The sequence below is a fragment of the Paenibacillus peoriae KCTC 3763 genome (assembly GCF_000236805.1).
GTDB classification, from domain to species: domain Bacteria; phylum Bacillota; class Bacilli; order Paenibacillales; family Paenibacillaceae; genus Paenibacillus; species Paenibacillus peoriae.
In genome coordinates this window covers 889,701-902,703 of record NZ_AGFX01000011.1, presented here as the reverse complement: position 1 = coordinate 902,703, position 13,003 = coordinate 889,701, and the positions used below count along the sequence as shown (strand labels likewise).

At 46.6% G+C, this 13,003-nt stretch carries 4 protein-coding genes and 1 riboswitch; all 4 genes read right to left on the bottom strand.

The genetic code is table 11. From position 1 onward, the window contains the following. Positions 1-6,545: non-ribosomal peptide synthetase (locus tag KQI_RS26675; RefSeq protein ID WP_010345967.1), on the bottom strand; the 6,545-nt coding region annotated here is incomplete at its 3' end. A gap of 132 nt (positions 6,546-6,677) precedes the next feature. Then, positions 6,678-6,768: riboswitch (cyclic di-GMP riboswitch) on the bottom strand. Between the two features lie 233 nt (positions 6,769-7,001). Beyond that, on the bottom strand, positions 7,002-8,012 hold the full coding sequence (locus KQI_RS0106655) for an aldo/keto reductase (RefSeq protein WP_039774286.1): 1,011 nt from the start codon (positions 8,010-8,012) through the stop codon (positions 7,002-7,004). Between the two features lie 389 nt (positions 8,013-8,401). Next, a complete protein-coding gene (locus tag KQI_RS0106650) occupies positions 8,402-10,744 on the bottom strand; it encodes a type IA DNA topoisomerase (protein WP_010345965.1) in 2,343 nt (780 codons plus the stop codon). A 665-nt stretch (positions 10,745-11,409) separates the two neighbouring features. Then, positions 11,410-12,897 carry a glutamate synthase subunit beta gene (locus KQI_RS0106645; protein ID WP_010345964.1) on the bottom strand — a complete coding sequence of 496 codons (1,488 nt, stop codon included), beginning with the start codon at positions 12,895-12,897 and terminating at the stop codon, positions 11,410-11,412. Positions 12,898-13,003 lie beyond the last annotated feature (106 nt).

Here is a 13,003-nt window from a genome sequence, read left to right as displayed (position 1 = left end):
ATCGTGAACATTTCCCAGACTGAGGCATCAAACGAGCTGCTGGCAAACTGCAGCATCCGATCCGATCCGTTCACACCCCATTTTTCCTGGAAGAAATGCCAGAGGTTGATGATTCCCCGGTGCTCTACCATGACCCCTTTGGGTTTGCCCGTAGAACCTGAGGTATAGATGATATAGGCCAAATCCTCCGGCTTGTTCACAGGTTGCGGATTGGCGCTGCCGTCCAGCTCTATATGCTTCAAGTCTTCGCCATCCAAATCCATAATAGGACCATGATAAGTGAGCTTGTCCCGAAGATGATTTTGCGTCAGTAGCATGGACGCACCGCTGTCCTCCAGCATGTAGCGAATCCGTTCCTCCGGATAATTCGGATCTATCGGCAGGTAGGCTCCGCCCGCCTTGAGCGTTCCCAGAATGCCTATGACCATTTCCATGGAACGCTCCGTCATAATGGCAACGATATCGTCCGCCTTTAATCCACGCTCTCTCAAGGCCATGGCCAGCCGATTCGCCTGCTCGTTCAGTTCCCGATAAGTCAGTGTTTGCTCTCCCCATACTAAAGCCGGATGATCTGCTCTTTGCCCTGCTCGTTCCTCAAACAGCCCATGGATCGTTTGATCTTTTGGATATTCCGCCTCTGTGCGGTTGAATTCGCGGAGCAGCAGGCTGCCCTCTTCCTCAGGTACGATTTCGATATCTTCGATCCGTATCTTTGGACAACGGACGATTTCACGGATGATCATTTTGATCTGTCCGGCTACCCGCTCCATAAAGTTTCTGTCATAGGCCAAGCTATTGTAGCGGAGTTTGATCTGCAAATCATTTTCAGGCATAACAATGATATTAAAATCAAAACTCGTCTGTTCGGAGACCTTTGCGGACAGAACCCTCAAATCCGATCCGTGGTCGCCCTGTCCTTTGACGGCTTCCTCCATCGGGTAATTTTCAAAGGCCAGCAGGTTTTGCACCAATCCGCTTCCATGAGCGGTACGCGACTGAATTTCCGCCAGCGGATAATAGTGATGCCGATCAGATTGCCATGCCTCCCGCTGCAGTTTGGCAATCAGGGCCGAGAAGCTTTCTTCCTTTTCTACTCGGACTCTAACAGGAATCGTATTGATAAACAGCCCTACCATCCGTTCAACGCCTTGGATTTCCGCCGGTCTTCCCGAGACAACCGTCCCGAACACCACATCCCGAGTATTGTTGTACCGTTGCAGCAAAATCCCCCATACGGCCTGTATCACCGTACTTAACGTAGCGCCGCTTTCTCTTGCAATTCTCTCCAAGCTTTCCTTTATGTCCCTATTTATCGTAAAATCGTATTCTTCCTGAATGTATCCCGGATTAGCGGTAACATTTTGGGTTTTGGGCAGCAGCGCTGGCTGTTCGTACTCTGTAAGATAATTCTCCCAGTAAGCCGCCGTCTCCCGATCATCCCTTTGTTCTAGCCACTGGATATATTGACGATAAGGGTGCACCGTACCTAATTGCGGTATGCTTCCTTTACGAAGCGCACTGTAAACTTCCAACAGTTCTTTAAATACAATGCCAAGACACCATCCATCCATAATGATATGATGAAAACTCCAAATCAAACGGTAGCTGTCGGTATTCATTCTAATCAAGGCAAATCTGATTAGCGGCTCCCCAGTGAGGTCAAAGCCCCTTTCTCTGTCCTTCTCCAGGTAGGCTTCAAAATAGTTTTCTTTCTCTCCCTCTGTCAAGAAGGAAATATACTCAAAAAACATTTCAGCCGGTCTGTCCTTTAAAACGACCTGAAGCGGTTTTTCCACCTTTTCATAAACAAAGGCTGTCCGCAAAATATCGTGCCTTTGAATTACCTGCTGGAAAGCTCGCTCAAACAAACTTCTATCGATCTCACCCTTCAGGCTGATCACGGCCTGTTCAAAATACGCATGTGAGTTTTGCTCCCTGAGGAAGTGGTATAGCATTCCCGACTGCATAGGGGTCAGTGTATAAATATCCGTGATATTGGACCTGGAATCCCCCATCGCACGGTATACCTCTTCTACCTCCTCCATCATAATGTTCCTGGAGCTCACATCACTGACTGTCAGTTCCGTATATTCCCGTGATGCGCAATGCTCGATAATCTGCTCCAGATTGCGCTTAAAGCTCTCCCCGACTCTGATCAGCGTGGCCTTTTCATATTCGTACTTGTGATAGGCAAAGCTCAGTCGCAGCTTTCCATCAGCCACCCTTCCGTTAATGTCCATGCAATAAGGTCTCTGCATATCGGGTGAAATTGTCTCTTCGGCAAGAACATCAGAGAGGGTAAATATTTCGGTATCGATATCCTGGTCAAACTGCCCCAGGTAGTTGAAGCTGATCTCAGGCCGCAATTTAAATCTTAAGATTTCTTCGTCCTGAATAATCGTTTGGTATTTTAAAATGCCATAGCCGATGCCTTTATGCGGAATGCGCCGGAGGCTTTCTTTGACGGCTTTCAGGCGGGAAGACACTTCTTTGACACCTGACATATCCAAAATCACAGGGTATTGGGCGGTAAACCAGCCAACGGTTCTGCTGATATCCACATCCTGAATGATTTCTTCGCGCCCATGCCCTTCCAGATTGACAAGTACCTTGTCTTCTCCTGTCCATTCTCGAATCGCCTCTCCCAGTGCCATCAAAAGAACGTCGTTGATTTCCGTATTGTAAGCTTTGTTCACTTCTCTCAGCAGCTTGGCGGTTTGGACTTCATCCAACTCGATTTCGATATGATCGCTATCCATATACTTTCTGCTATAAACGGAATGATCCTTGGGAATAGGCTTGATTTCATTCTGCTCCAGCTCGCGCCAATATGTGATTTCTTGCAGAAGCTCCCCGCTGCCGGCATACGTATAAAGTTGTTCAGACCATACGCGGAAAGAGTCCGTTTTCCCTCTGAATGTGATTTTTTCTCCCTTCTCCGCCTGCCGGTATCCCGTAGAAAGATCCTCAAAAAGAATCCGCCAGGAAATCCCGTCAACCACCAGGTGATGAATACTCACGCACAAATAGTCACCGTCCCCCGTTTTGAACAAGCCTGCATGCATCAGAGGTCCACGCTCTAAATCCATGCCTGACTGAAGCTGGGCGGCTTCCTCCTTTATCGAGCTGGCATTTAGTTCATCCTTTGCAAAATCCTTTACCTCCAGCAAATATAGCTCGCCTTCCATGTCCCGGTTGAACAAAGCCACCTGTCCCGCCTTCTCACGCACGACAATACGCAGCGCATCATGGTGCTCCACCAAGCGGTCGAACACTTTTCTTAACATCTTTTCGTCAAAACCCTGTTTCCTATGCAACAGAACTGACTGGTTGAAGTGATGTTTTGCTGCAAAAGGCTGCTCGAAAAACCAGCTTTGGATGGGTGTAAGCATCATTTCCCCTGTTATCATTCCTTGAAAAGCAGTATGCTCGACAGATTGTACATAAGCACTCAATTGCTCAATCACAGGATGGTCAAAAAGATCCTTCAACTGCAGCTTTAACTTGTAGTCGTGCAGCTTGGACACGATCTGGATGGCTTTAATAGAATCTCCCCCCAGATTGAGAAAGTGATCCTTAATGCCGACCCGTTCGACTTTCAGGACTTTTTCCCATATTTCAGCCAATATCTTCTCTATCTTGTTTCTCGGTGCCTCATATTCCTCCACTGCACTCACACTCAGATCGGGCTCAGGCAATGCCTTTCGGTCAATCTTTCCGCTCGGAGTCATCGGCATGCGATCCAACTGCATAAAGCTGGACGGCACCATATAATCAGGCAGTTCCTGCATAAGCTGTTCCCGCAGCTCTTCCGCTCCCGGTTCGCCTTCTGCTGTAAAATACGCTGCCAGATATTTCTCCCTTTGCTTGTCTTCTCTAGCGATTACTGCTGCCTCCCGGACAAGCGGATGCTTTTGCAACTGCGCTTCGATTTCCCCCAGCTCAATCCGGAAGCCCCGAATTTTCACCTGATCGTCGATTCTTCCCAAAAATTCGATATTCCCGTCCGGCAGCCAGCGCACCAGATCGCCCGTGCGGTACAGCTTCTCCCCAGCTTCATAGGGATTCGCCACAAACTTCTCCGCCGTCAGTTCCGGTCGGTGCAGATACCCTCTGGCCAATCCGTCCCCCGCAACACACATTTCCCCGGCTGCTCCAAGCGGCAGCAGATTTTGATGTTGATCCATAATGTAAATCCGGGTGTTGGAAATTGGTTTGCCAATCGGTACCGATGAGCCCCCCATATCCTCTTCCCGGTATGTCCACGCCGTTGCTATTACGCTCGATTCGCTTGGACCATAGGCGTTCATATACTCCACGCTGTCCTTCCACCGTGTCACCAGTTCTTTCGTGATCGTGGATCCGCCTGTCACCAGTTTTTTCAATGCTGGCAGCTTGTCCGGTTCCATCCCCGCCAGATAGGTAGGCGGTAGCAGCGCAATCGTAATTTGGTTTTCGTTTACAAAGCGCGCAAACTCATTCAGGTTATTAATAATATCTCGCGAAACCAGATAAAGTGTTCCGCCTCCCAGCAAAATCGTGAACATTTCCCAGACTGAAGCGTCAAACGAGCTGCTGGCAAACTGCAGCATCCGATCCGTTTCGTCCACTCCCCATTTTTCCTGGAAGAAATGCCAGAGGTTGATGATTCCCCGGTGTTCTACCATGACCCCTTTGGGTTTGCCCGTAGAACCTGAGGTATAGATGATATAGGCCAAATCCTCCGGTTTGTTCACAGGTTGCGGATTGGCACTGCCGTCCAGCTCTGTTTGCTGTAAACTTTCCCCATCCACATCCATGATAGGACCGTGATAAGTGAGCTTGTCCCGAAGATGCTTTTGCGTCAGTAGCATGGATGCGCCGCTATCCTCCAGCATGTAGTGAATCCGTTCCTCCGGATAATTCGGATCTATCGGCAGGTAGGCCCCGCCCGCTTTGAGCGTTGCCAGAATGCCTATGACCATTTCCATGGAACGCTCCGTCATAATGGCGACGATATCGTCCGCCTTCACTCCGCGCGCTCTCAAAGCCATGGCCAGCCGATTCGCCTGCTCGTTCAGTTCCCGATAGGTTAGTGTTTGCTCTCCCCAGACTAAAGCCGGATGATCTGCTCTTTGCTCCACTCGTTCCTCAAATAGCCCATGGATCGTTTGATCCTTCGGATATTCCGCCTCTGTGCGATTGAAATCGCGGAGCAGCAGGCTGCCTTCCTCCTCAGGTACGATTTCGATTTGTGAAATAGGAGTTTCACTTTGCTCCATAACTTGAGCAAACAAATATTCAAAGTGGGAGATGACGTTCTCAATGGGGATGAATCTTTCAAAAGCCTGTATCTGATAGTCAAAATTAACGGCTACATCCATTTCACCTTCTTGTCCCCATATCAGAAGATTGAGTGCATTTCTTTCATGATGATGCGGCATACTCTCAATCCGGGTTGCTGCGCCCATCAATGTTTCTCTGTTTTCCTGTTCTTCGAAAGAAAGCGATATATCAAACAGTTTTCCTTTCTCATTGCTATTCTCGTAAACTGCCCGATAAATTTCACCGAAGGACATTTTCTGATGTCGGTAGCATTGCATAAGCTCACGTTTGATACGCTTTATCAGCTCTTTAAAGCTTATATCTTCTTCAGGGCTGATCCGCAGCGGCAGTACGTTGGCGAAATGTCCCATTGTCTGCTTATATCTCGCTTTGCCACGATTAAAAACCGGGACGCCGATCACCATCTCGTTCCGATTGCAAACCCTGCTGAAATAAAGGAACAGTATGCCTAAAAAGTAATGGAACGACGAACACCCTTCCTCTTTGCAAAATTCAATCATTCGATTGTATAAGGTCTTGTTTATAGTTAAGGTTTGCCGATCACTCCAAGCGGACTCACTATCATCGAAGTTCACTCCTCTGCTCAATAGAGGCTCGGGAATGGTTTGGTATTTGTTCTTCCAGAACTCCCTGTCTTTTAAAAAGGCCGGAGAATTCAGATAATCCTGATTATCAGAGATAAAATCAGCATAGGAATAGACAGTTCTGTTCATTTCGCCAATTCCTTGTGCGAGTTTATTGTAATTGTCAAAGAGTTGATTGATTAAGAGAGCAAATCCCCATCCATCGATCACCAAATGATGAACTTTAAGTAAAACAAAATAAGTATTCGGGGTGCCTTGCAATACATCAAATTGAAAATAATAGTTATCTGATTGAAAAGGCTTTAAAAACTCCTTTTTCATCCAGTCAATACAAAAAGAATTTGGATCTTCCTTCATTGAAAAATTATGAAACGGAACTTCATATTCAACTTCCGGCAGGAATGTTAAATAAGGTTCTCCCTTTTTATCGATAAAACGGGCGCTAAGAGAATCATTCTGCCTGATTAGTAACCGAAAGCACTCCTTCATAATCGCCGTATCCAGGTTTCCTTTGACCTCAACATACCCACCAATATTGTAAATAGGTTTTTCAGGGTACATGTACTGTTCGAACCATATGTCTTTCTGATAAGAGCTTAACGGATACTCCTTAATCGTTATCATGCTCGTTTCCATAAAATTCCCTCCTGTTGTTAACCATTTCGCGCGTTCTATTCCGTATGTCCAAACGATGTTCCACTACAAATAAAAAAAGCCTCTTCCCATATAAAAAGCACAGGAACAGGCAGCAGACTTCGCCCGGTTTCCTTCGGCAACCTGGCAATCATGGCTGCCTGAATCCAGCTTTAGACCCATGGCTTTGTGTCCACCACTTTCGAGGTGTTTACGATTAACGGGAAATAAGTAAGTATATTTTTTTATATCTTTATAAATTAACAATACGTTGTTAGATGCCGAGTGGAACGTTCCAGTGAGTCATTAAATCGCTGTCCTCCGACAAGCTCCATTCATTTCACTTCTTTCTCGCTGTTCTCCCCCCTCCTAAACCTCCGATATACCAGCCTGCATAACCTTGGCACCTTCACTTTTTTAAACCATTATTTATGAATCGTTTAGCTGGTTTTTATATATTTACTTCGATCTCAGCACTTGGTTGGAAACATGGCTGACCATCTCAATCTCACTCGTTGTCAAGGTAAACTGCATCGCTTTCACATTTTCCTCGGCATGATGTACCTTTGAAGCCCCGGGTATCGCAAATACGTTCTCTCCATGGGCGTTAATCAGCCAATTCAAAGCAATTTGCGTTGGCGTCACATTATATTGTTGGGCCAACTGTTCCAGCGTTTCAATCAGCGGCTTCGATCTCTGCAGCCCCGAATTTCGGAATGCTGCCGTCCATTTACGAGGACCCTTGATCGACTTGACCAAAGCAGGATTTTTATGAAATTTTCCGCTTAAGATCCCCTGCATTAATGGAGAATAGGCGATGATCGCCACGCCGAGCTCTTTGGCCGTGTCCAAAATTCCATTCTGCTCGATTCTACGGTCCAGCAGACTGTATTTCACCTGATTCGAAACCAGACGAAGTCCGTGCTCTCGCAGCACACGATCAGCTTCACGTATTTGCTGTGCGGAAAAGTTGCTTACACCCACATATTTAATCTTACCCTGCTCGACCAGTTTGGCCATCGCATTCATCGTCGCGCCGACCGAAGAAAAGGAGTAAGGAGAATGCACCTGATAAAGGTGAATCGTCCGTTGAGCCAAATGGTGAATACGTTCATCAATCGTTGCTGTGATACTGCCTGCAGTGCGAAAGGCCGGCCACCATTTCGTAGCGATATTTGCCTCTTCCGCGAGCGGGCCTCCAATCTCATTTAGCGTGCCAGCCAGTAGCTGCTCAGACTGTCCGCCACCGTATGCTTCAGCGGTATCAAACCAATTAATTCCACCTTCTAAACTAGTCTGAACAATTTGCCGTATGTCCTCCCGGCGCAGCACAGGCCAAAATTTCCCAACCATCCCTTTTCCGTTGCTGAACTGCCAGCAGCCAAGCCCAAGCGGTGACAGCTTTAAATCCGAGTTGCCCAGTTGGCGTAATTGCGTTGAGTCTGTCACATTTACCGTTTTCGCTTCCACGATCCTTCCACCATCTCCTGTAAAAAAATTTTTCATGTCAAACGATTGCGTTCTCTTTTTTTAGAACACATTACACAACTTTACTTCCTGATTTATACAATTTGTTAAGGGAAGTTCACCTGAACGCAACGCATTGAGTGTTTATAAACTAGCTGGAAAAATTTGTTTTGCATAAACTCCTATTTATTTTATCGGTCAGAGGCTTACAAATGTTTAATCTAATGTTAATTATTCGATTTTAATGGGGATTTTTAGGATGTACCATCTTTACTATAACTTAATTTGGCACCAGTAAATATAAAAAAAGACAACTCCTGATGAAATTCAGAAGTCATCCAACGACGACTAAAAAAAGTTATTATTTTATAGAAATTATAGTCATCAATGTATCAATTTTCCTCACGAACACTAAGTTGGCCTGTACCCGGTTCATTCAGCACAATTCGCGCTTTGACGGTCGATCCATCTTTACGTTTAAAAGACAACAACTGCGTCTGTCCCTTCGTCAACAGAGACTTGAGCATCGTTTCCGTAATCTGCTTGCCAGCGTATTCCTTCCAGACAACAAAGCCGCAGCCCTGCTTGTAGTGGCTGCACCCGTACCCCTTGCGGCCTTCAATAATGCTTCCACCGCAATTGGAGCGTGGACAGCTGCCCAGAGCTTCACGTCGGCTCGGCGAAGCGCCTGACGGCCCGCTGGAGGAACCGCGCGTAGCTCCGGCAGCTATAGCTGCCGCATCCGAGGTACGCTCCAGCGTTGCGCTTCCAGCGCTGCTACCGCGTCCTGCTGGAACGCGCGTCCCTTTGACAGCGGTGCGTCCACTCGCACCTGCACCGCTAGTACTTCCCTTGCCACCCGCACGCTTGCCCCTCGCTTCCTCGCCAAAAGCATTGGCCGGAGCCGGTGGCTGCTGCCTCACCTTGTCAATGATGGACAACGTGAATCTTTTAACATTGTCCATAAACTTCTCTTGGGCTGCCTCCCCCTTGGAAATTTGATGCAGACGGCGTTCCCATTGTCCCGTCATCTCCGGAGAAGCCAACAAATCGACCCCTGCATGACGGATCAGCTCAATGGCCATTTTTCCCTTATCTGTAATGAGAATCTTTTTACCCTTCATTTCAATGTAGCCGACCTTCTTCAAACGTTCAATGGTGGCGGCACGTGTCGCAGGCGTACCTAATCCGGCATCCTTCATGACCTCGCGTAATTCCTCATTCTCCATCTGCTTGCCCGCGCTTTCCATCGCTTTCAGCAATGTGCCCTCTGTGTAGCTTTTAGGCGGCTGAGTCGCCTTTTCTTTCATTTCAGCACGAATACAGTCCACCTGACGACCTGCGTCGATTTCAAACTTCTTGTCCGTCCACTCGTCCGTCTCCTCTTCTTCCTCTTTCTTGGCTGCTTTGCTCTTTTTACCTTTATCCTGGTCAGCCTTACTCAAAACCACTTTCCATCCCAAGGAAAGAAGCTCCTTGATACTTGTTTTAAATAGATGCTTGTCCACCTGTGTCATCACGGTATGCATTTTATATTCAGCGGGAGGGAAAAAATGAGACAAGAACCTGCGAATAATCAGGTCATATATATTTTGCTCCTCCTTGCTAAGCGTTCCCGGTCTTTTTAACGTTGGCAAAATAGCATGGTGATCCTCAACACGAGACGGATTGCAGACCGATTTATTCTGTTTATGGACCAAATTAGGGTTTGCTTGTTGTACCAGCTCAGCATATGGCCCTGTGCCCAACATACGCAGCGCCTTGTGCATCCCGTCTATATTTTGTTCTGTCACATAATTGGAGTTGGTACGCGGATAAGAAATAACCTTATGCCGCTCATAAAGCGCCTGTGCCACATCCAATGTCTTTTTGGCCGAATAACCGTACTTGGCATTCGCCTCGCGTTGAAGCAGCGTCAAGTCATGCAGTTTAAAAGGATACTCCTTCGTCTGCTTCGTATCATATTTGGTAATGTTGCCTGCTTTGCCGCGAACCGCTGCAGCGATCTCCTCAGCCTCTTCGGGTTTGGTCAGTCGATCCCCCTGCCATGTACCTTTGTACTTGATCTGATCTTGCTTGAACTCGGCCCATACATCATAAAAGGTTTGAGACTGAAATGCTTCAATTTCCTTCTCCCGATCATGGATCAATGCCAGCACAGGCGTTTGCACCCGCCCTACCGACAGCAGCGTGTTATGTCGTGTTGTGAAGGCTCTGGAGGCGTTCATACCGATCAGCCAGTCCGCTTCACTTCGTGCCCGCGCAGCCTGAGTCAGAAATTCAAACTCTGAAGCATCTCGCAACCGTTCAAAACCTGTCGCAATACTTTCTGCTGTCAAATCTGAAATCCATAGCCGCTTGACTGGCTGGCGCAGCTTCAACTGCTGTTGAATCAACGCAAAAATATACTGCCCTTCCCGCCCGGCATCACATGCATTGACAATGGCATTGCAGCGTTTGGCCAGCTCACCAATCATTTTCAGCTGATCCTTTGTTTTGGGATTCGGTACAATTTTGAACTGCTCAGGGATAATCGGCAGATCCTGAATATTCCATCGTTTATACTTGGCATCGTATGCATCCGGCTCAGCCAGACCCAGCAAATGACCGATTGCCCAGGTTACAATGTATTTCTCCCCTTCCAAATAGGTGCGGTTATTTTTAGCACGCGGCTCCATAACAGCAGCAATCGTCCGCCCCATATCCGGTTTTTCAGCAATAATCAACGTCTTCATTCATATTCCATTCCTTCCTGACGGCCTTCTGTTTTCCTTCTACGAATCATACATATACATGAGATGTACAGGAAACACAGATAGCATGGCCTCATGCAAAAGGAGCTTTCTCCCGACGAAAGCTCCTTTGTAAATTGATTCAGTCTAACGCTTCAACAATATATGTGTATTATAGCATAGATTATCATTGTTCTCTCAGGCTATGATTTTGCGCAGGTAGGAAAGGATATGTAAAAAATCTCCTAAAAGTTGTACAACAAAACGATATGAGTCATATTAAGGTTAACTTATCTGACATATAAATTGAATGTTTTCTTTTATCGTAAAATAATTTTATAATTCAATAAAAAAGCTACACTTTTCTTCAGATTTTATGTTATGATCACTGTAGATAATAAATAAACATTCAGATCATTTATCTCATTTGTAAACTTTAATTACATTACAATGGCAGTATGATGACGGCATAATAACAGAATAGTAACAACACTTTACATACCATGAAATCGCATTCGATCATGAAATCATCTTCGATTCAGAAAATTTCGTAAACTCAAATCACATATTATGCTCTTTTGTGTCCTGCTATCCACTAGCTTGTAAACACAACAAAGCCCCATCCGAAGATGGAGCTTTGACATGATCCGTAATGATAAAGCTTGTATTTACACCAAAACGGTAGCACCCATGAGGTATTTATCAACCTCGCGCGCGGCTTCCCGACCTTCATTGATAGCCCACACGACAAGGCTTTGTCCGCGACGCATATCACCCGCAGCAAAAACCTTTTCCACATTCGTAACATATTTCCCGTAGCGTGCCTTAACGTTGGAGCGACGATCCGTTTCCAAACCGATTTCCTCTACGATCGTTTGCTCAGGTCCATCAAATCCAATCGCAATAAGTGCAATCTGTGCCGGGAATACGCGCTCTGTACCCGGAATCGGTTGATAGATTTTACGCCCTGTTTCATCAACAATACGTTGAATTTGGATGGTGTGCAACTCTTTCAAATTCCCGTTCTCGTCACCTGCAAATTTAGTCGTCATGATGGAGAACTCACGCGGATCTTCCCCGAACAACGCCTTTGCTTCCTCCTGTGCATAATCAAGAGAGTACACATTTGGAAATTGTGGCCAAGGGTTGGCAATCGGGTCACGTTCCAAAGGAGCTTTAGCATGTGTACCAAATTGAGTGACGCTCCGACATCCATGACGCAGAGAAGTAGCTACACAGTCCGAACCCGTATCACCGCCGCCGATTACAATAACATCCTTACCTTTGGAGGACAAATAGTTTCCATCTTCGAGGTTGGAATCCAGATAGCTCTTGATGGTGCCATTCAAATAATCCATCGCATAATGGACACCATTCAAATCGCTGCCTTCAATGTTGAATTCTCTTGGCTTCGTAGATCCACCGCATAGCACAACTGCATCATACTCAGCAATTAACTGCTCAGTAGGAATATCTTTGCCGATTTCCGTATTAGTGATGAATTGGATACCTTCTGCCTCCAGCAAATCCACACGACGCTGTACAACCTTTTTATCCAACTTCATGGAAGGAATTCCGTACATCAGCAATCCACCCACACGATCCGCACGCTCATAAACAGTCACGCTGTGCCCTGCTTTATTCAGCTGAGCAGCTGCAGCTAATCCTGCCGGACCCGAGCCGACAATAGCCACTCGTTTGCCTGTACGCTTTTCAGGCGGATTAGGGACAACCCAGCCTTCCTCAAAACCTTTTTCAATTATAGCTTCCTCAATCGTCTTAATGGTAACAGACTGTCCGATCAGACCGACTGTACAGGAGCCTTCACATGGCGCTGGACAGACACGGCCTGTAAATTCCGGAAAGTTATTCGTTTTGTGCAGCCGATCCAGCGCTTCCTTCCATAAACCACGATATACGAGATTGTTCCATTCTGGAATAAGATTATGAACCGGGCAGCCTAAAGTTGCTCCCATGATATCCATCCCCGTATGACAATAAGGAGTTCCGCAGTCCATACAACGTGCCCCTTGGGTACGCAGCTCTTCTTCAGACATATGCTTATGGAATTCTTCCCAATCCTTAATACGCTCTGCCGGGTCCCGGTCTGTAGGAAGCTGTCGTGTGTATTCCATAAATCCAGTTGGTGTAGACATGTTACGTTCCCCCATCTCTTCGCTTATGAACCCCGTCCATCCATTCAGAATTTGAGTCAAATTCGAATTTGTCTGTTTGTATCATGAAAGGGTCTGTTCTCGTTGA

Coding starts and splice junctions, on each gene's coding strand:
- KQI_RS0106650 (WP_010345965.1), bottom strand. CDS start 10,744: ATGAAGACGTTGATTATTGCTGAAAAACCGGATATGGGGCGGACGATT.
- KQI_RS0106645 (WP_010345964.1), bottom strand. CDS start 12,897: ATGTCTACACCAACTGGATTTATGGAATACACACGACAGCTTCCTACA.